This is a genomic window from Bacillus sp. FSL L8-0358, from assembly GCF_038593095.1.
Taxonomy (GTDB): Bacteria; Bacillota; Bacilli; order Bacillales; family Bacillaceae; genus Bacillus; species Bacillus subtilis.
Genome location: NZ_CP151962.1, coordinates 376,357 through 397,987, shown reverse-complemented (window position 1 = coordinate 397,987; position 21,631 = coordinate 376,357). Strand labels below are relative to the sequence as shown.

The window sequence follows — 21,631 nt, the reverse complement described above, 5'->3', positions numbered from 1 at the left end:
ATATTTAATACCTAAAAGGTATGATAAGGAGGCGCTTTCTTTTGGATATTCGCCAGCTTCGATACTTCATTACCATTGCCCAAGAACAGAAAATTACGTCCGCAGCCAAAAAGCTTCATATGGCGCAGCCGCCTTTAAGCAGGCAGCTCAAACAGCTGGAGGACGAACTTGGTGTTGTTCTGTTTGACCGTAACAAGAAAAAACAAATGACTCTTACATATGAAGGAGCTGTTTTTCTAAAAAGAGCAAAAGAGATTCTGCATAGGTTTGAAGATGCAGTCATTGAGGTACAGGAGCTGAAGGAGGAAGTAGCCGGCACACTTGCCGTGGGATCAACGATTTATTGCGCGGCTCTGATGCTTGAAAAAGTAACACAGATCAAAGAGAGATACCCCCATCTCACCTTTAATATTTGGGAAAATGAGCCCGCGACACTGTTGGAACTGCTGGAAAGCCGGCAAATCGATGCGGCGGTCACGACAACACTGATCAAAAGTGACACAGTACAATTCAAGCAGCTTGATGACATTCCATGTGTGCTCGTGCTTTCAGATGAAGCCGGATATCCGTGCGGAGACACCATTAAGATGGAGGACATTCCTTCATTTCCGCTGATCCTGCTGAGGCCTGTCAACGGAAAAGGCGTCTATAATCAGGTCATGAATGAATTTCATCGTTTGAACCTGGAGCCGCGCATTGTTTGTGAATGCCACGACTCTGCAACTTTGCTCAGCCTCGTGTCATCCGGATTCGGCGCGTCTATTTTGCCTGTCACAATGATTCCCGTTCATATGAGAAATCACGTTCACACCGTTCATATCGAAAATAATCCCTTCATTATGACACCGGCTGTCATGTGGAGAACGGACAGTTATTTGCCTAAACCGGCACAGCAATTTTTGGATTTATTTTAAAAGATTTTGCCTTATGAAAACCAATTACTTGACTCATACTAAAAAAAAGTTATCCTTTAGATTTGTAAGCTATTTTTTTATTTCAATAAAATCAACCAGAAAAGTGGGGAATAAGATGAAAAAAGCATTATTGGCTTTATTCATGGTCGTAAGTATTGCAGCTCTTGCAGCTTGCGGAGCAGGAAATGACAATCAGTCAAAAGATAATGCCAAAGATGGCGATCTTTGGGCTTCAATTAAGAAAAAAGGTGTGCTCACAGTCGGAACGGAAGGAACATATGAGCCGTTCACTTACCACGACAAAGACACTGATAAACTGACTGGCTATGATGTCGAAGTTATCACAGAAGTCGCAAAACGCCTCGGGCTTAAAGTCGACTTTAAGGAAACACAGTGGGACAGTATGTTTGCCGGCCTGAATTCCAAACGGTTTGACGTTGTTGCCAACCAAGTCGGAAAAACAGATCGTGAAGACAAATATGATTTCTCAGATAAATACACAACATCAAGAGCCGTTGTCGTAACGAAAAAAGACAACAACGATATTAAGTCTGAAGCAGATGTAAAAGGAAAAACGTCAGCTCAATCACTGACAAGCAACTACAACAAATTAGCTACAAATGCCGGCGCTAAAGTAGAAGGCGTTGAAGGCATGGCGCAGGCCCTTCAAATGATCCAGCAAGGCCGCGTCGATATGACATACAACGATAAGCTTGCCGTATTGAACTACTTAAAAACATCTGGCAATAAAAACGTGAAAATCGCGTTTGAAACAGGTGATCCTCAGTCAACATATTTCACGTTCCGCAAAGGAAGCGGCGAGGTTGTTGATCAAGTCAACAAAGCATTAAAAGAAATGAAAGAGGACGGGACTCTTTCTAAAATATCTAAAAAATGGTTCGGCGAAGATGTTTCTAAATAATCTGCCGGCATTGACGCTTGGCACGGCGATCCCGTGGGATCTGGTGCAGCAGTCATTCTGGCCGATACTTTCAGGGGGAATCTACTATACGATTCCCCTTACGATTCTTTCCTTTATATTCGGAATGATCTTGGCGCTGATTACGGCGCTTGCCAGAATGTCGAAAGTGAGACCTTTGAGATGGGTGTTCAGCGTATACGTATCCGCAATACGCGGCACTCCTCTTCTCGTTCAATTGTTCATCATTTTCTATCTGTTCCCGGCCTTTAACGTCACATTAGATCCATTTCCAAGCGCAGTTATCGCCTTTTCATTAAACGTCGGCGCCTATGCATCTGAAATCATCCGGGCATCTATTTTATCCGTGCCGAAAGGGCAATGGGAAGCCGGCTACACAATCGGCATGACACATCAAAAAACGCTGTTCCGCGTCATTTTGCCGCAGGCGTTTCGTGTGTCGATCCCGCCATTATCCAATACCTTTATCAGCCTGATTAAAGATACATCCCTCGCCTCTCAAATTCTGGTCGCTGAGCTGTTCAGAAAAGCCCAGGAAATCGGCGCGCGGAATCTTGATCAAATTTTAGTGATCTATATTGAAGCAGCTTTTATTTATTGGATTATCTGCTTCCTGCTTTCACTCGTCCAGCATGTCATCGAACGGCGTCTTGACCGCTACGTGGCCAAATAAGGAGGTTCCGAGTATGCTTACCGTTAAAGGATTAAACAAATCATTCGGTGAAAATGAAATTTTAAAAAAGATAGATATGAAGATTGAAAAAGGAAAAGTCATCGCCATACTTGGGCCTTCAGGTTCAGGGAAAACGACGCTGCTCCGCTGCCTGAACGCTCTGGAGATCCCGAATCGCGGAGAGCTTGCATTTGATGATTTCTCCATCGATTTCTCCAAAAAGGTGAAACAGGCGGATATCCTAAAGCTTCGCCGAAAATCCGGAATGGTGTTTCAGGCGTATCACCTGTTCCCGCACCGCACAGCCCTCGAAAACGTGATGGAGGGCCCTGTTCAGGTGCAAAAACGAAACAAAGAGGAAGTCAAAAAAGAAGCGATTCAGCTTCTTGATAAAGTCGGATTGAAGGACAAAATGGATTTATATCCGTTCCAGCTTTCCGGCGGCCAGCAGCAGCGCGTCGGCATCGCCCGCGCACTGGCGATTCAGCCTGAGCTCATGCTGTTTGACGAACCGACCTCAGCGCTTGATCCCGAGCTTGTCGGAGAGGTGCTGAAGGTTATCAAGGACTTGGCCAATGAAGGCTGGACCATGGTCGTCGTGACCCACGAAATCAAGTTCGCACAGGAAGTTGCGGATGAAGTCATCTTCATCGACGGCGGCGTTATCGTGGAGCAAGGACCGCCGGAGCAAATTTTCTCCGCACCAAAAGAAGAACGGACACAGCGGTTCTTGAACCGGATTTTGAACCCGCTGTAATAAGAAAAACAGGGCGCCTGCGCCTGTTACAGATTGTTGACAAAATCCTAAAACGATTTTCGTTTTAGGATTTGTCATTTTCAGCGTGATTGAAAACCTTTGAAGTCTAGGAAGGGCGAGCATTGGAGCACAGCGAATGTTAAATTCGTGAGCACCGAAGCGCAGGCCTGACAACGAATGCAAGGGTTTTCCAACACGCTGAAACAGGGCGCCCGCGGCGGCCCTGTTTTTTTGTTGAGCTCCTTTCGCCTATTCCGCCCTTCTGTCAGATGTGCTACAATGACAATCGACTGATTTTTACGAAAGAAGGGACCTCACGTGAAGCAAGAACTTGTTCTGCGCTGGACATTTTATTTTGCCGGTTTGATCATTTTGGCTTTTGGTGTATCCCTGACGATAGAAGGAAAAGCACTCGGCATTAGTCCGTGGGATGCATTTCATTACAGCCTGTTTCAGCACTTCGGGCTTACCGTCGGCCAGTGGTCCATCATTATTGGAGCGCTCATCGTCGGATTCACGTCATTGTTTACGAGAGCTTGGCCGAAAATTGGGGCCCTCCTGAATATGGTGCTCATTGGTGTATTTATAGATTTTTTCAATTTCATTCTGCCTGCCCCCTCGACCTACACAGGCTCGATCATCGTCTTCTCTCTCGGCGTAGTGCTAATCGGTTACGGCGTCGGTGTTTATGTATCAGCAGGCCTTGGCGCGGGGCCGCGTGATTCACTGATGATGCTGATTACAGAAAAGACCGGATGGAATGTGCAATGGGTGCGGAACGGCATGGAATTAACCATTTTGTTTGCGGCATGGGGCATGGGCGGCCCGATCGGTTTTGGCACCATCTTGACCGCCATCCTCACCGGACTTATTTTGCGCTTTTCATTGCCCCAGTCAATCCAGTTGCTGAATTATGCTGTGGCAAGGCGGACAGCCGCTGTGAAAGCATCTCCGCCTGTACACTAAAACAAAGCCACCTTGGCTTTGTTTTTTTATTTTCTCCTCTATATGAGTCTTGTTGAAGTATGATAGGATGGTTTTGACAATCTTTTGCAGACGGAGGATCTAGAATGAAGATTTACGGAATTTATATGGACCGCCCGCTTTCACAGGAAGAAAATGAACGGTTCATGTCTTTCATATCACCTGAAAAACGGGAGAAATGCCGGAGATTTTATCATAAAGAAGATGCTCACCGCACCCTGCTGGGAGATGTGCTCGTTCGCTCAGTCATAAGCAGGCAGTATCAGTTGGACAAATCCGATATCCGCTTTAGCACGCAGGAATACGGGAAGCCGTGCATCCCTGATCTTCCCGACGCTCATTTCAACATTTCTCACTCCGGCCGCTGGGTCATTTGCGCGTTTGATTCACAGCCGATCGGCATAGATATCGAAAAAACGAAACCGATCAGCCTTGAGATCGCCAAGCGCTTCTTTTCAAAAACAGAGTACAGCGACCTTTTAGCAAAAGACAAGGACGAGCAGACAGACTATTTTTATCATCTATGGTCAATGAAAGAAAGCTTTATCAAACAGGAAGGCAAAGGCTTATCGCTTCCGCTTGATTCCTTTTCAGTGCGCCTGCATCAGGACGGACAAGTATCCATTGAGCTTCCGGACAGCCATTCCCCATGCTATATCAAAACGTATGAGGTCGATTCCGGCTACAAAATGGCTGTATGCGCCGCACACCCTGATTTCCCCGAGGATATCACAATGGTCTCGTACGAAGAGCTTTTATAAATGGCTCATCAACAGCTTGACACCGCGCTCAATATCTTCCGTTTTCACATTGGAAATATTGATTTTTAATAGATTTTCTTTCGGATAATCTGATAAATAATGACGGTCTATCGCCTCAAGGAGAACCCCTTGTTTTTTCAGTCTATGAATCACTCTTGAGGCGGGCAGATCCTGAGGAAGCACCAGATGGGTGTGCATACAGGGTGCCTGCCCGCTGGAGAACGTAAAGCGGCCGCTTCCCAGCTGCCTGTGTGTTTGAATGGCTTGATGTAGCCTCAGCGACCGCTCTTTATAAGAATCTCTGATTTTCTCCTTATGCCTGCCGTACATACCGCTTTTCAGGTAAATCTCCAATGCCGCTTGAGAAATCATCGAACAGTCGATGTCGTTCAGCTTTTTGTACGCATAGAACGTGTCAGTCAGCGCTTCGGGCAAAACAGCCGCCCCCACGCGAAGGCCGGGGAACATCATTTTCGAGAAGCTTTTCAAATAGATGACATGTGTGGACAGATCATATGCGTACAGCGGATCTGCCTTTTTATTTTCCTCCAGATCACCGAGGTAATCATCCTCAACGAGATAGACATCATACGCTTCTGCCAGTCTCACAAGCTCCTGTTTATCACGCTCTGACAAAGAGCAGCCAAGCGGGTTATGGAAGCGGGGCATCGTATAAAAAAATTTAATCGATTCTGTTTGAAATAACCGCTCAACCTCGGCTATATCAAGCCCTTCTTCCGTTCGTTTCACCCCGATGGCGGGAATCCCAAGCGTCTCAAGCTGTTCGACCATCAAATGGTAGCCCGGCTGTTCAATGGCGATCTTTTCTTTCCCATTTGGAAATGGCATGGCACAAAGCAGAGATAACGCCTGCTGGACACCTGATGTAATGAAAATATGCCGTTCATCCGCAAATACCTGCTGATTGGCCAAGAGCTTTCGGAGTACACGGATGAGTGATGGAAGCCCCTTTGGCGTCCCATAAATAAACAAATCGTTTTTGTATGTATCAATCGCTTTGTTGATACAGTGCTGAAAATCAAGATACGGAAACACATCTGGGTCCGGCGCAGATGTGGCAAAGTCGATGGGACCCTGCTGCCCGCTTTTGGCTTTTCCTGTCTTTTTCACAATATAATAGCCGCTTTTCGGAACAGAATAGATAAGGTGGCGCTTTTCCAGCTCCTGCAGCGCGCGGATCACTGTGCTTTTGCTGACTTGGTAGCGGGCGGACATCTGACGGATAGATGGAAGCCTGTCTCCTTCTTGATAGGCGGTGCTTTGCATCATCTCCTCTATCCTCGTTACTAGACTCATATATTTCTCCATGCCTTCTCCCCCTGTTTTGTACCGGTACAGTTCATTGTTTTTCTCATTGTACCGTTCTGACCGCGGCCATACAATAAAGGGAGCGACCGGCGCTGCAATTCAGGTAAAGGAGCACTTCCCATTATGGTTAAACATCAGCAAGCCCCCGCTTATATGGCGGCTATTTTATATTCGTTCATTATCGGTTTATCCTTTCTATTCGTAAAAATCGCACTGCAAACAGCAGAGCCGTTTGATATTTTGGCGCATCGGTTCACCATTGCGTTTGCTGCGGCCACTATACCGATCTTATTCGGCTGGGTAAAGCTATCAATCCGCGTAGAGGACGTCATTGCCATTTTGCCGCTCGCCCTGCTGTATCCCGCGTTATTTTTCAGCTTTCAGGCATTCGGCCTTGTGTACTCGTCCTCCTCTGAAGCGGGAATTATTCAGGCAGCCATTCCGATTTTCACGATGGTCTTTGCCGCTTATGTTTTAAAGGAACGCCCAACGTGGACGCAAAAGGGGTTCACGGTTTTATCCGTTGCCGGCGTCATGTTTATTTTTGTGATGAAAGGCGTTGACGTGGAATCAGCCAGCTTAAAAGGGTCTTTGCTGATCCTATTGTCCGCTTTGTCTTCAGCGATGTACAATACTGCTGCCAGAAAAATGACACAGCGGTTCAAGCTGACCGAGCTCACCTACATCATGTCATCCATCGGCTTTGTCGTCTTCAACGCCATCGCCCTTGTGCGTCACGGAGCGGCGGGAACAGTCGGCACTTATTTTCTGCCGTTCCGGGAGCCCGGCTTCGTTCTCGCCATCGTGTATTTGGGCGTGCTGTCTTCACTCGTCACTTCATTTCTGTCTAACTATACGCTGTCGCGAATTGAGGCGTTTAAAATGAGCGCTTTTAATCATGTATCTACCATTGTGACGATGATTGCAGGAGTTGTGATTCTCAACGAAAGCCTGGCCTGGTATCATCTTGCCGGAGCTGTTTGTATTATGATTGGCGTGGTGGGGAGCAATATCAATCTGGAGAAAAAAACAAAGCGCCCTGGTATGCCTGCAAAAAAATGAGAAATTATGCTAGACTGAAAGGAAAAACATGGTTAGAGGTGTAGGTTTACCGTATGGTTCAATATGCTAGTGAAAGTATCAATCTTCCAGGAGAAATCACTTTTAAGGATGTAAGAGAAATCTTTTTTTATCAAATCGCAAAATTATCATGTTTTTACTTTCTGTTGTTTTGCGCCATATTTGCTGCAGTTAACTTCATTAACGGATGGCCCCGTATCGTTTATGGCAGTGACGCGCTTAACTTGTTTATGAACAGTATGTTGATTATCGTGATGTCCGTTCTGTTTACACTTCTGCTCCTCCTTCTTCTATATGTGAAGTTTTCCAGAGCATACAAGAAGAACGAACGGATGAAATCTAAAAGAACATATACTCTGAACCAAGAAGGAATTCGTATATGTTCTAAAAAATATGACCTCATTTTCAATTGGGATGAAATCACAGCTGTTTTCGAATATAAAAATATCTTCAGGGTCAATACATCAAGCGGCCAATATATTGCGATCCCAAAACGTTTTTTTCATTCCAAAGAGGAAATGAACAGATTCAAGGAGATTATCCTTAAAAATACCGAAACAAAAAAACTCAAATTTAAAAAGGATCAGCATTGACAGTGCTGATCCTTTTATATTGATTGGTGGGTTTCTTTTGCCTTTTGTTTATCTAAAAACGGCACCAGCTCTATTACAGCCGATAAACCCACAAACACGATGCACACAGCGACAATCAGCAAATAACCATGAGTCATGTCAAAAAACAAACCGCCCGCATACACGCTGAGAGCTCCGGCAACCTGATGGATAAAGAAATTGATGCCTAACAGCGATCCGATCAATCCTGTTTGATAGCTTTCCGAAATTGACGCCGCGGTCAGCGGGATCACGCCTGTGTAACTGAGTCCAAATAACAGGATAAAGCCAAAATACCAAAGTTCGCTGTGATGAATTCTGAGAATGGGAATGAGCAGGCAAATGAGGCTGAGCAGCCGAATGAAAAATAAGATGGATAGCATGACGCTTCTGCTGCCGAGGAGATCGGACAGCCAGCCCGCCAATAATCCGCCAATGATGATAAATGCTCCGAACGCGGCCATCATTCCGTTGACATGAGAGACATGCGCATCCTTCAGTATCGGGACGAGGTGAGCATCAATAATTCCCATTGTAAATCCGCAAGTAAACACGCCAAAGTACAGGATATGAATGAGGCGGGATTGCTTCATCACGTTCCAAAATCCCCGCCAATCATAAGATTTTTTCACAGACTCCGCTTGCGCATGTGGCGGGTGCTTCATCCCAAAGACGAGGAGCGGCAGCAGAACAGCCGCCATGACGATTCCCAAAATCGTATAGGTGCTCTGCCAGCCGGCATGATACGGAGCCGCAGCCCAAATGGGCGAGAGAAGCAGCAGGCCCGCAGAGTTGGCATTGGTCAAAATAGCAAGCGCAAGGCCTTTGTGTGTGTCAAACCAACGGCTGATGAAATACTGGGTCGTCACGCCGACCGCGCAGGAATAGCCGATTCCGCCAAGCACACCGTAAATGGCGGAAAACACATGAACATTCGGTGAATAAGGAAGCACCAAAAAGCTTGCGCTGATGCAGACAGCTCCAAGCGCCATAATTTTTCTGACACTGAAACGGTCGATGAAAAAACCGACAAAAAACTGGACGATGCCGGTTGTGATCATAAAAATGCTGACAGAAACCGAAATCAGCGACCTGTCGGCATGGAAGGCATCCGCCATTGGCAGCATAAAAAATTGAAAGGAATTTCTGAATGAGTTCATTCCGATGGCGAAAACAAACGTAAACAGCAATACAAACCATTTCATCCTGGGAGACGTGCGCATGTTTCAACCTGCCTTTATTTGAGTATTTCGACTATTATACCATGCAAAAATTGGCATTCAATACAAAAAAAGCGGAACAGCCGAAGCTGTCCGCTTTTGATCACGGTTGAATGATCGGATGCTGATTCAAGATCGCAAAAATCCGTTCTGCGACTTCTTCCGTTTGTGACAGCAGGAACATGTGCCCGCCGTCAAATTGATGGAATGTGATGTCTTTTGCCCACTTCTTCCAGCCTTCCGCATCTCGTATGCATTTTTTATCACCAAGCCCGTTAAAGACATGAACAGGCGACTGGATCTGGGCCAGATCGTGAAGCTCAAATTGTTCAAGAGCCCGGTAATCTGATCGGAAAGAAGGCAGGAAAAAGGACATGACCTCCTTATTTTCAACAAGCTCTGCGGGCATTCCGCCTAATTGGATAATATGATCGAGAAACTGATCATCAGGCAGGTGGGACACTTTCTTCCGCTGAATATGAGGCGGCTGGATTGCAGAAATGATAACCGCCTGCGGAAAGACGCCTTCACGCTCAAGCTTTTGCGCCAGCCTGAAGGTGATCATTCCGCCCATACTGTGTCCGAACAGCACAAACGGCCGATCAGGGCGAAGGTTCAGTTCTTGCTTGTACAAATCCGTCAGCTCTTCGAGATCCTCAATAGTTGACGTTTGATTCGTGCCGTGTCCCGGCGGCTCGGCAGCGAGCATCTCGCACTCCCCCTGCAAAAAAGCATGGAGAGGGCGAAACGACGCCGAGTAGCCGCCGGCAAACGGAAAACAGATGAGCTGCGTTTTTTCCGACGCATCAAATGATTTGAAGAGTTGGCTCATTGGCTGTCTCCTCCTTTCATCACTTCATTTATGAAACCGTTACGGTTTGTGTATTAAGAAATTCGAGCAAAATCCCCGCATTCCTATCTAGCGTTTCGCCCTGCAGCATTTCTGCGTGTGTTCCGAAGCCTCTTTTCATACGGTAAGCACCTGTTGTAGCTTCTTCCCATGATGCAAGCCATTCCGGCATGTCAAAATCAGCGCCGGAAGTCAACAGATCAATATCTGCTTTCACCTGGCCTGTGCTGATCAGGTTGACGTAGTATGAGTAAAAGGCATGTGTTTTTTGCTTGAGGCCTTGTTTGACGGCTTCGCTGTTGAGCGCTTCATTGTCCCGATTGACATTCATCAACGCTTCGACATCACTTTCAACCGTGCGTCCGTCCAGATCACTAACACCTTGTTTTTTATAGGAATCCACCATGATGATCCGCTGAACAATACGGCCTTGTTCCTCAAGCTTTTTGGCAGCTTCAAACGCCAGGCTGCATCCCGCTGAATATCCAAACAATGTTAAAGGCCCTTCCGGCTGCAGCTTCTGGATCAAATCCGCATAGCGGTCAAGCCGGTCTTCCCCCTCAATAAAATCAAAGGCGCACAGCTTGTATGACGGCAAGCGGCTGGACAGATTTTGGTACATAAGGCCATAGCCCAAGACCGGCGGAAATGCGAAAATGATCTGCTCCTGATCCTGATTCATTATCGTTACATCCTGCAAGCCATCAGGGCCCCCGTTTTTCAAATACGCTGAAATGCCGGAGATCGTCGGCGTTTCAAACAAAAGCTTTACTGGAAGATCAATCCCGAGCTCTTTCTTGATTCGGGAAGCGGCGGTCATGGCCTTCAAGGAATGCCCTCCGAGCGCAAAGAAATCGTCATGAATGCCAATTTGCTTTCTGCCGAGAACCTCAGACCAGATTTGTGCGATTGTTTCTTCCATCTCGTTCCGCGGTCCGATCCATTCTTCCGCCAGCTGATCCTGATCAGGTTTTGGAAGCAGCCGTTTATTGACTTTCCCGTTCGTCGTTAAAGGAAGCTCATCCAAGAAGGTAAAGGTTTGCGGCACCATATAAGCAGGAAGCTGTTTTTTCAGGTGCGCCTTCACGTCTTCAGCTGAAAGCTGCGTCCGGTTCACGAGGTAGGCATTGATTGATGCATCGCCAGACTCATGTCGGTCCGCCACAACGACCGCATCTTTCACACCTGGGTATTCCTGCAGCTGCTTTTCGATTTCTTCAAGCTCAATCCGGTGTCCGCGTATTTTGACCTGGTCGTCAATACGGCCGGCGTATTCAATCGTTCCATCCGGCAGCCAGCGTGCTAAATCCCCTGTGCGGTAAAGCGTTTCTCCCGGCTTGAACGGGTTCTTAATAAACTTTTCCTTCGTGAGGTCAGCACGATTTACATATCCTTTTGACACGCCCATTCCGCTGATGCACAGTTCACCGATCGCCCCGAATGGCTGGAGCTGGCTTTGCTCGTTCAGAATATAAACACTGGCATTGCTGATCGGCTTTCCGATCGGCAATGAGGAGATGGAATCCGGTATATCATGCACGACGTGAGCAGTCGCAAACACTGTTCCCTCAGTCGGCCCGTAGCAGTTAATCAGCTTGCCCGGCCCCATGACCCGCAGCGCTTTTCTGACATGAGGCACTGAGGCGCGCTCTCCGCCGAATAATATACAGCGTAGTCCCTTCATCCAATCCTCTCCCCTATCTGTGAGAAGGTTAAATAGTGCGGTTGTCGCAAACATGACATTGACATTCTCTTGCAGGATCAGATCTGTGAGCCGTTCTGTATCAAGCAGCGTATGTTCATCTGCGATAATGAGACGTGACGCATTCAATATTGAAGCGTAGAAATCAAAGGTAAATGCGTCAAAGGCGTAATTGGAAACAGATAAGAATGTATCTTTCTCAGAGAATGCCATGTAGTCTACATGCTTGACCAATCCTTGAATATTGGCATGAGTGGTCATATTGCCCTTTGGCTTTCCGGTTGTGCCGGACGTGTACATGATATATGCCGGATCATTAGGATCAATCGCGGTTGCAGGATCGCTTGCCTGTTCTTCAAACCGTGTTTGATCATCAATGAAGAGCGTTGTGCCTGTATACGGCAGCTCAGCCGCTTGTTCTTTCATCTCCTGATGCGTCAGAAGACAGGCTGCCGCACTGTCAGCCAGCATATACGAGATTCGGTCCTCTGGCAGCTTCGGATCAACCGGCAGATAGGCTGCTCCCGCCTTTAATACACCGAGAATGCCGATCACCAGTTCAAGTGAGCGCTTCGTGTACAGCGCTACAACAGAGCCTTTGCCCGCACCGTGTTTTTGCAGCCGGCGTGCAAGGCGGTTCGCTTCCTCATCTAATTCGCGATAAGACAGGGTCTGGCCGGAATACGTAAGCGCCGGCGCATCCGGATTGCCGTTCACTGCTTCCTTGAACCAATCCGTCAGAGGCTTTGTTTCATGAGCTTGAGCCGGCGGGTTTAAGCCGGTTAGCAAAAATTCTCTCTCCCTGTCGTCAACGAGGTTGATCGTGCTGACAGGCTGATCCGGATTCTGGATGAGCTGCTGAATTGCTGTAAGAAGCTGAGATTTCAAGCGCAGGATAAACGCCTCATCAAACACATTCTCATTATAGGCAAGCTTAATCAGCATCTCATCTCCCGGGGAAGCCATCAGGTTGAGATCATAATTCGACTTCTCAAAAACATGAACATCCACCATATCAAAGCCGTTTTCACTGCTTTCTTCATTTTTTGCATCCTGAAGCGGATAGTTCTCAAAAACAATGATGTGGTCAATCAGTTTCGGCTGATCAGCCTGGCTTTGGATGTCATAAAGCGGCACATATTGATGCGGCTCAGACTGCAGCGATTGCTCCTGCAGCTGCTTGAGCAAGCCGTTAAATGTGATACCCTCAGACAGCTTCACACGTCTCGGGACGACGTTGATAAACAGCCCAACCATATGTTCAACGCCTTTGATTTCCGCGGGACGCCCTGAAACAACTGTACCGAAGGCCAAATCGCCAGACTGCTGATAGCGGCTGATCAATACGCTCCAGACTGCCTGCAGCGCCGTACTTAAAGTGGTATGCTGCGATTTTGCAAGCTCGGTAAAGGCCTTTGTTTCCGCCTCCGGCAGTGAAAAGAGCAGCTCTTTCGGCTCATAGCCGTCCTTTTGTTTCTTTCTTTGCTCCGCAAACGTCGTTTGTCCTTCAAAGTCCTCTAAATACTCGCGCCAGTAACGCAGTGATGCTTGTTTATCCTGCTTTTCAAGCCACTTGATGTAGTCTTTATACGGTTTGACGGGCGGCAGGCTGTACGGCTTTTGTTCGCGCAGAGCATTGTATACCTTAAATAGATCCTGTACGACGATGCCGAAGCACCATCCGTCCAAAATAATGTGGTGGTAGCTCCACACCCATTCAAAGCTTTCTTCAGCTTTCTTGAAAATGGCTGCCCGCATCGGAATATCCCGCGTCAAATCAAAACCCCTGATCTTATCCTGTTCTTTGTACTCATTGATTTTGGCTGTTTGCTCGCTGCCCGTTAAGTGTGTCAGATCGATTTCTTCTATATGGAACTGCCGTTTTTTCAATACGACTTGGACAGGTCTTTTTACTTTTTCGTGAATGAACACGGTACGAAATACATCGTACCGGTCCATGATGACATTCATGCTTTCTTCAAGACATTTGATATTCAAGCTGCCTTTTACTTTCATCGTGATTTGTTCAAGGTAAAAGCTTTGGCCGGGATTCAGGATGGCATGAAAAAGCATCCCTTCCTGCATCGGCGATAGGTAATACATATCTTGAACCTGATCCTTGCTAAATTGACTCATATGTTTCGCTCCCGCCTTCTGTAATTCCCTTGCGTTTTATTTTAAATTCTCCTCAAGCATGTCAAAGATATCTCCCATCTCGTCCATTTCAAGGTCTTCTGCGCTGAAGTCGCTTGGTGTGAATTCCTTGTCTTCTTTTTCCGTGCAATGGCGGATTAGCATCAGGAGGTTTTCTTTAAACCGTTCCATTCGCTCTTCAATCGTGGCTCTTTCAAACTCCTTTTCATTGTAGGAGCAGGAAAGCACAAACCGGCCATTTCTGATCATGCCGCTGAAGCTTAAAGCGTACAGCGCCTCTGATTCTCCGCTTACTTGGCGCCCCATATCGAAAGCGGACGGTTCAAAGAAATCGGTTTTGACTTCACTGTCGAATTGGCCCAAATAGTTGAAGCTGATTTCCGGTGTGAGGCCCTTTGTTTCCGCTGTTTCTGTGAAATAACGAAGAATGCCGTAGCCAACACCTTTGTCCGGAATACGGCGCAGGTTTTCTTTGACTGTTTTGATCACAGCTGAGGCATCTGCTTCAGATATGTCGAGCACAACAGGGTATTGTGCCGTAAACCAGCCGACCGTTCTGGAGATATTCACATTCGGGATAATGTCCTCCCGGCCGTGTCCCTCAAGGTTAATGCCAATTTTGGCACCCTTTGTCCATTCTTTCATTGTCAAACCGAGCGCGCTGAGAAGAATATCGTTGATTTCAGTTCCATATGGCTGATGAACATCTGTTAAAAGATGCTTCGTGTCTTCTTCCGTTAGTTCACATAGGACGGATGATGTATCCTTGACGATCCGCTGCTCTGTTTCACAATCCTTCGGTAAAGGAGAAACCTGTTCAGCGGCAATTTGCGACCAGTATTCAGCCTGCTGTAAAAGATGCGCTGATTGGCTGAATGCCGCCAGTTCTTCCGCCCAGTCCTTGAAGGAGTTTGTTTTTTGTGGGAAGACAAGGCTCTCTTCTTTCTCAGCCTGCATGTAGCCTGAAGCAAAATCTTCAAGCAAAATCCGCCATGACACACCGTCGACCACGAGATGGTGTACAGCAATGAGCAGGTGATCCCCAGCTTCTGTGCGATATTGCTCCGCCTTTAAAAGCGGCCCGGTTCGCAGATCGAGACTGCTTTGCAGCTTGTTCGCGAGAATCTTAATCTGGCTTCTCAGCATCTCTTCATCGGAGCCGTACAGATCCACGATTTCGAAGCTGACCTTGCTCTCACCGATCGATTTATACGCCTGAACGAGGTCCCCGTTTTCCTCACGGTAGACCATGCGGAGCGCGTCATGATGCTCGATCAGCGCCTGCAATGTTTTCTCCACCCGTTCAGGATCAAAGCCCTTCTTGGCGTGAAGCATCACCGATTGGTTCCAGTGGTGCTTGTTCGTGAAGTTCTTTTCAAAGAACCAGCGCTGGATCGGCGTCAGGATGACTTCGCCCTCCACCGGGCCTTGGTCTGCCTGTTTGCCTTCGGCACGCTCTACATATTGGGTAAGCTCTTCGATCGTCGGGTGCTGGAAGAGATCTTTCATTTCCAGCTTCCAGCCGTGCTGGTTCAAGCGGCTCGCCATTTGAATTCCTTTGATGGAATCTCCGCCAAGCGAGAAGAAATTGTCGGTGACACCGACTTCAGACATTCCAAGCACATCCTGCCAGATGCCGGCAAGCAGCTCTTCCATGTCGGTCGTCGGCGCTTTGTATTCTCCGCTTCCCGCTTCAATGTCCGGCTCAGGCAAGGCTTTGCGGTCCACTTTGCCGTTTGCCGTAACCGGAAGCTCGTTCAGCGTCACCCAGAACGCCGGGATCATGTAATCCGGCAGGGTTTCCTTCAGTGCTGATTTCAGGGCTTCTATGTCAGCTGTTTCCGGTGTGACATACGCCGCGATCGCTGTGTTGCCGCCTTTATCTTTGACAGCTGTCACCGCCGCATCCTGCACCTCAGAAAGCTGGGCGAGCTGGACTTCAATTTCTGAGAGCTCGATCCGGTAGCCGCGGACCTTGACCTGCTGGTCGATCCGGCCGATGTACTCAATGCCGCCGCCCGTCCATTTCACTAAATCGCCGGTACGGTACATGCGCTCACCCGGCACAAACGGATCAGCGACAAACCGCTTCGCGGTTTCGTCTTCTCGATTCAGATAGCCGCGTGCCAGTCCGCGCCCCGCCACGCAAAGCTCTCCGGCTACGCCTTCCGGCTGCACCTGATTGCCCTCGCCGAGAATGTACACTCTCGTATTGGCAATGGCCCGTCCGATGGAAAGCGAGCCTTCCTCCGGATGGATTTCTCCGCTTGTGGCAACGACCGTATTCTCTGTCGGCCCGTAGTTATTGACGAGTGTGTACGGCTTTTTCACTGCGCGCTTCAGCTTGTCTCCGCCTGTGAGCAATACGCGTAGCGATGTGTTCTCTAGCTCCATGAACTGTTCCGCAAGCTGTGTCGGCAGGAACGTGATCGTTATGCCGTTCGTTTCAAAATAATCGTTCAGGCGGACGATATCGAGGCGGATCGCTTCATCAATGACGTGAAGCTCAGCACCGATCGTCCAGGTCGGGAACATCTCCCAAATGGAAGCGTCGAACCCAAAGCCTGCGTACTTCGCACTGCGGTCCTCCGCTGTCATGCTGAACGCGTCGTGGTGCCAGAAGCACAGGTTCACAAGCGCATGGTGCTCGACCATGACACCCTTCGGCTGTCCGGTCGTTCCAGACGTGTAAATCATGTACGCCAAGTTCTCCGCGGTTACAGCCGTCTCTGGATTTTCCTCGTCGTTTTCATCAAGCGGCAGGCTTAGAATCGTGCGGCTTCCGTCGAGAAGAATGACATCTCCCGTATAGCTGTCCGGCACTGAAATGCCTTCCTGTTTCAAGAGAAGCTTCGCGCCGCTGTCCTGTAAAATATACTCAATCCGCTGATCCGGGTAGTCAGGATCAATCGGCACAAACGCCGCTCCGGCTTTCAAGACGCCGAGCACCGCGGCGGACATTTCAAGCGACGGCTTCGTGAGAACGCCGACGCGGTCATCCGGGCTGATGCCGCAGTCCATCAGAATCCGCGCAAGACGGTTTGCCTTCGCATTCAGCTCGCCGTACGTCCAAGACTGGCCGTTGTATGTGACAGCCGGGCGGTCTTTGTGGCGCTGGACAGTCTCTTCGAATAGCTGATGAACCGTTTTGTCTGTCGGCACAGGCAGCGATTTGCCCTTCCATGCCTCAAGAAGCGCTTGCTTTTCTGTCTCGGTGACCAGTGACAGGCTGGAAAGCGGCTGGTTCGGGTTATCCGCAACAGCCTTTAGTAGCCGCAGAACGTATTCGCTCCATTTTTCAGCTGTTTCTTTTGCGAACAGATCTGTCGCATATTCGAGCTGCAAGCCAATGCCATTTTCATCGGTAAATCCGCCCAGTGTCAGATCAAACTTAGAAGTTCCCTGATGAGCCTCATAAGGTGAAATGCTCAGATTTTGCAATGTAAGCTGTTCTTTATCAGGGTTTTCTGTCGTCACCATCACATTAAACAATGGGTTTCGGCTCATATCCCGAGGGAGATCAAGCTGATTAACCAGATCTTCAAACGGATACTCCTGATGCTCAAGCGCTGACAGGTTCGTCTGCTTTGCTTGCTCCAAAAGCTCCGCAAATGTTTGCTGTTCTTTCGCTTCCATTCTCAGGGCAAGTGTATTGACGAACATTCCCGGCATGTCCTGAATATCAGCATTCGTCCGGCCGGCAGTAACGGAGCCGATGACGATATCCCGCTGTCCGGAAATTTTGCTTAAAAAGACGTGGAAAACAGCATGGAGCACCATGTGCAAGGTCGTTCCGGTTTCCGTAAGCAGTTTTTCTACCGCCTTTGCCGTCTCACTTTCCGTACGGAAACGGATCGTATCTCCTTTAAAGCTTTGCACAGGCGGACGGGCGTAATCGAGCGGGAGATCAAGCTCTGGCAGCTCTCCTGAAAGAACCGACAGCCAGTACGCCTCATGCTCCTTCAGTCGTTCTTTTTGCTCAGCTTCATTTTGCCAAACGGCGAAATCTTTATAATGAAGCGCCGGCTCCGGAACCTGCTCTCCTTTGTAAAGCAGCGCCAATTCTTTTACAAAAATGCCTCTTGAGACGCCGTCTGCGATGATATGATGCATATCTAAAAGCAGCAAATGTTTTTTCGCTTCTATTCGAAGCAAAGCAGCGCGAATGAGCGGTGCGTCGTTTAAGTCGAATGGCCGGATAAATTCCTTAATCTTTTGGTCCGCTTCGTCTTCTTTGGCTTCAAACACATGAAGATCAACCTCCGCCTTCTCAATGATGCGCTGAACAGGCTCACCATTAGCTTCCATAAATGACGTCCGCAATGATTCGTGACGGTTCACAAGCTGATTGAGTGAGTCGCGCAGGCGCGAAATATCAAGCTCGCCTTCCATTAGAAGAACAGATGGCATGTTGTAGCTTATCGTCTGGCGGTCAAGCTGATTGAGCACGTACATCCGTTTCTGTGCGGATGACAATGGATACATAGCCTGCTTGTCAGCCGGTTTGAGGACTTGATGGCCGCCTGAAACGGCAGACGCCTCCATATAAGCCGCCAGCTGGCGAACAGTCGGCTGCTCGAACAGTGCTTTAAGCGGTACGCTTTTCTCCAATTCCGCCTGAATGTTGGCAATCAGCATCATCCCTTTTAATGAATGGCCGCCTAAATCGAAAAAATTGTCGTCAATGCCGATGGCTTCTATGCCAAGCGTTTTCTGCCAAATGCGGCATAAGCTTTCTTCAAGCGCTGTCTCCGGTGCGGCCAAGGCCTTGCCTCCGGATTGTGCCGCGTTCGGCTTCGGCAAAGCGTTTCTGTCGGTTTTTCCGTTTGCCGTCAGCGGAATCGCGTCAACCTGCACAAAGAAAGCAGGAATCATATGAGACGGCAATGTTAGGGAAAGCTGGTTCCGAAGCTCTGCTTTTTCAATGGCTTGATCCGACGTATAATACGCGCAAAGCTCTTGAAGGCCGCCCTCGGAAACCGCTAATACAACCGCTTCTTGAATTCCGCTGAGGCTGAGCATGACCGTTTCAATTTCTTTCGGCTCAATGCGGTAGCCGCGGATTTTCACCTGATCATCAGCCCGGCCGATAAATGCAAGCGTACCGTCAGAAAGTCTCCGTACGACATCTCCGGTTTTGTACATGAGGCTTCCCGGCGAATATGGATTTTCCACAAATCTCTCGGCTGTCAGCTGAGGCCTGTTGAGATACCCTCTCGCAAGCCCCTGTCCCGTGATATAGAGCTGTCCGCTCGCCCCTGGCGGCACAAGCTTCAATGCTTCATTTAAGACAAGCGCGCCGGCATTCGCAATCGGCCGTCCGATTGTCGGGCGTTTCGCAAATGCATCCGGCTCAGACAGATCAACCCGCCCGGCGATGGCGCCGATTGTTGCTTCTGTCGGGCCGTAGTGATTGATAAATTCGGTATGTCCATACATCTTACGGAAGGCGAGAACATCAGTCGGGATGATTTTTTCTCCTCCCAAGACGATCAAGCGCACGGATTCAAAGTTCGCATCTTTTGCAAAACTGGCGGTGTTCACCATTGTATGGAACAGAGACGGTGTCAACTTGATATAAGTGATCCCATGCTCCTTGATATAGTGCGCTATTTCATCCGGCGCCGTATAGGTTTCCTTCTGGACGATATGGAGCTCGCCCCCGCCCAGAAGTACGGGGAACATGCTCGTATAGCCAAGGTCAAATGCGTAAGATGAAAGCAATACAGTCTTATCATTTTCCTTCAGGCCCGCCTCTTCACTAAACCAAGAGACATAGTTTGTCAGATTGCGATGCTCAATCTGCACGCCCTTCGGCTTTCCGGTCGTACCGGACGTATAAATGACGTATGCAAGATTGCGAGACCCGGAAATGGATGATGGGCGCTCCTTGCTTTCATTTCTCCATTTACCGTCATCAAGGCTGACGATTGTCCCTTCATATTGCCCAATAGCCGTCATGTTTCTTTCATTCACGACCGCAAATTTTGCTCCGCTGTCCTCTAATGAATAACGGATTCGTTCTTCAGGTGTATCAGGATCAATCGGAAGGAAAGCTGCCCCCGCCTTCATGACACCGAGAATCGATACCATAACCTCAGCTGACCGGTCCATAACAATCGCGACAATGTCTTCATTTCCTGCCCCTTGGGCACGAAGATGATGCGCCAGCTGGTTCGCCTGTTCATCAAGCTCACGATAGGTCAGCAGATTTCCGCCAGCCTTCACCGCAGGATGGTCAGGTGTTTGCTGGGCCTGTTTTTCAAAAAGAGCTGCAAAGGTTGCTTCGGTAATTTGAGTCATATGTCTTTCTTCTAGCAAAGCAGCCGTTTCTGCAGATGAAAGCAGATCTACATCAGACAGCCGAACGTTCGGATTAGCCGCGGCCGCTTTGATGATATTGACAAAGTGGCGGCTCCAGCGGCGGATCGTCTCGTCCTTAAACAAGGCAGTCGCATAGTCAAAGCTTAGGCCGATATCCTCTTCACGCTCGACCGCTTCCAAGGAAAGATCGAATTTCGCAACATGATGAAGCATGGAATACGAGGAAATCTTCAAATCTCCTAATCTTAATGAAGGAATCTCCATATTCTGCATGTTGAACATCACGCTGAACAGCGGACTTCTGCTTGTATCCCTTGTAAGCGGAAGCTTTTCAATCAGCTCCTCAAGCGGATAGCTCTGGTGCTCAAATGCTTGAAGGCTGGCTGTTTTGACCTCTTCAAGAAATTGCGCGAAGGTTTTATCTCCCGCTGGTGCCGTTCTGAGTGCCACCGTGTTGACAAACATACCCGGCACACCTTGCAGATCAGGATGTGTTCTGCCAGCTGTCGGCGAGCCGACAATGATATCATCCTGTGACGCGTACTTGGAAAGGAGTACATTGAACGCCGCCAGCAAAAACATGTACATTGTCGTATCTGTTTCTGCCATGAGCGATTTGATTTGAGCCGTGATTTGCTTATCAAGCCCAAACATCACGCGCTCTCCCGCAAAGCTCCGTTCAGCAGGCCGCTCGAAATCCGCGGGAAGATCCAGTATTGGCAATTCGCCTTTAAAGACATCAAGCCAGTATTCCTCATCTTTTTGATAATCAGTTTGTTCTTTGTGCCAAACTGCGTAATCTTTATAGTGAATTTGTGGCAGTTCCAGATCTGCGCCTTGATATATTTTGGCAAGATCACCGATTAGAATGCCTGTTGAACTGCCGTCAGTAATAATATGATGCATATCAATGAGCAGCAGGTGGCGTTTTTCTTCCAGCTGGACAAGCTTCGAACGGACGAGCGGCGCGCGGTTTAATTCAAACGGCTGAACAAATGCTTTGATTATCTCTTCCGCGTCTTCTTCCTGTCCCTTGGCAGCCTCCAGCTGGAACGATATGTTTTTATGAACGGTTTGCACAACCTCTCCGTCGATCATGTCAAACGATGTACGGAGGATTTCGTGCCGATTGATTAATTGCTGTATCGCGTTTTCAAGCCGGTCTTTATCTACTTCTCCCTCCAGCAGAAGTACAGCGGGGACGTTGTAGCTTGTGTTTGCTTGTCCAAGCTGATTGAGGATATACATTCTCCGCTGGGCCGGGGATACAGGATAATGCTGCTGATAAGGTGCTTGCCTGATCGGTTCAAACGTCTGCTCCTCCTTGCTCTC

At 48.4% G+C, this 21,631-nt stretch carries 13 protein-coding genes and 1 pseudogene; 8 read left to right on the top strand and 6 right to left on the bottom strand.

Annotated features, from left to right (window positions below; genetic code table 11):
- Nucleotides 1–41 precede the first annotated feature (41 nt).
- From bsdA to NYE49_RS02010, 6 genes are all read left to right on the top strand, one after another.
- Nucleotides 42–914 carry a transcriptional regulator BsdA gene (gene bsdA / locus NYE49_RS02035; RefSeq protein WP_003234533.1) on the top strand — a complete coding sequence of 291 codons (873 nt, stop codon included), beginning with the start codon at nt 42–44 and terminating at the stop codon, nt 912–914.
- A 115-nt stretch (nt 915–1,029) separates the two neighbouring features.
- On the top strand, nt 1,030–1,836 hold the full coding sequence (gene tcyA / locus NYE49_RS02030; protein ID WP_015382752.1) for a cystine ABC transporter substrate-binding lipoprotein TcyA: 807 nt from the start codon (nt 1,030–1,032) through the stop codon (nt 1,834–1,836).
- Complete coding sequence (gene tcyB / locus NYE49_RS02025; protein WP_003234541.1) at nt 1,823–2,527, top strand: cystine ABC transporter permease TcyB; 705 nt, start codon at nt 1,823–1,825, stop codon at nt 2,525–2,527. Before tcyA ends, tcyB begins: the two co-directional genes overlap by 14 nt.
- Nucleotides 2,528–2,540: 13 nt before the next feature.
- Nucleotides 2,541–3,284 (top strand): cystine ABC transporter ATP-binding protein TcyC, encoded by a 744-nt coding sequence (tcyC, locus tag NYE49_RS02020; RefSeq protein WP_047182080.1) that lies wholly within the window; start codon nt 2,541–2,543, stop codon nt 3,282–3,284.
- A gap of 318 nt (nt 3,285–3,602) precedes the next feature.
- Nucleotides 3,603–4,250, top strand: a complete 648-nt coding sequence (locus NYE49_RS02015; protein WP_003234545.1) for a YitT family protein — start codon at nt 3,603–3,605, stop codon at nt 4,248–4,250.
- Between the two features lie 104 nt (nt 4,251–4,354).
- Nucleotides 4,355–5,029 carry a 4'-phosphopantetheinyl transferase gene (locus NYE49_RS02010; RefSeq protein WP_047182079.1) on the top strand — a complete coding sequence of 225 codons (675 nt, stop codon included), beginning with the start codon at nt 4,355–4,357 and terminating at the stop codon, nt 5,027–5,029.
- Here the strand turns inward: NYE49_RS02010 and NYE49_RS02005 are convergent.
- Complete coding sequence (locus tag NYE49_RS02005) at nt 5,024–6,358, bottom strand: PLP-dependent aminotransferase family protein (protein ID WP_047182078.1); 1,335 nt, start codon at nt 6,356–6,358, stop codon at nt 5,024–5,026. The two genes, NYE49_RS02010 and NYE49_RS02005, sit on opposite strands and share 6 nt — an antisense overlap.
- Nucleotides 6,359–6,481: 123 nt before the next feature.
- Between NYE49_RS02005 and NYE49_RS02000 the strand changes: the two genes are divergently transcribed.
- Nucleotides 6,482–7,420: a DMT family transporter gene (locus NYE49_RS02000; RefSeq protein WP_047182077.1), complete on the top strand. Its 939-nt coding sequence runs from the start codon at nt 6,482–6,484 to the stop codon at nt 7,418–7,420.
- A 53-nt stretch (nt 7,421–7,473) separates the two neighbouring features.
- Nucleotides 7,474–8,031: a YcxB family protein gene (locus NYE49_RS01995; RefSeq protein ID WP_047182076.1), complete on the top strand. Its 558-nt coding sequence runs from the start codon at nt 7,474–7,476 to the stop codon at nt 8,029–8,031.
- Between the two features lie 14 nt (nt 8,032–8,045).
- Here the strand turns inward: NYE49_RS01995 and NYE49_RS01990 are convergent, their stop codons facing one another.
- The 5 genes and pseudogenes from NYE49_RS01990 to comS all read right to left on the bottom strand — a co-directional run bounded on the left by NYE49_RS01990 (nt 8,046) and on the right by comS (nt 21,609).
- Complete coding sequence (locus NYE49_RS01990; RefSeq protein WP_047182075.1) at nt 8,046–9,272, bottom strand: MFS transporter; 1,227 nt, start codon at nt 9,270–9,272, stop codon at nt 8,046–8,048.
- A 100-nt stretch (nt 9,273–9,372) separates the two neighbouring features.
- Nucleotides 9,373–10,101: a surfactin biosynthesis thioesterase SrfAD gene (gene srfAD, locus NYE49_RS01985; RefSeq protein ID WP_047182074.1), complete on the bottom strand. Its 729-nt coding sequence runs from the start codon at nt 10,099–10,101 to the stop codon at nt 9,373–9,375.
- A 28-nt stretch (nt 10,102–10,129) separates the two neighbouring features.
- Nucleotides 10,130–13,957 carry a surfactin non-ribosomal peptide synthetase SrfAC gene (gene srfAC, locus NYE49_RS01980; RefSeq protein WP_174616560.1) on the bottom strand — a complete coding sequence of 1,276 codons (3,828 nt, stop codon included), beginning with the start codon at nt 13,955–13,957 and terminating at the stop codon, nt 10,130–10,132.
- A gap of 36 nt (nt 13,958–13,993) precedes the next feature.
- A pseudogene (gene srfAB / locus NYE49_RS01975) lies at nt 13,994–21,523 on the bottom strand (surfactin non-ribosomal peptide synthetase SrfAB); the annotation flags it as partial.
- Entirely contained in the window at nt 21,469–21,609 is a 141-nt protein-coding gene (gene comS / locus NYE49_RS01970) for a competence protein ComS (protein ID WP_010886404.1), read from the bottom strand. The pseudogene srfAB and the gene comS, both read right to left, overlap by 55 nt.
- Between the last annotated feature and the right edge of the window lie 22 nt (nt 21,610–21,631).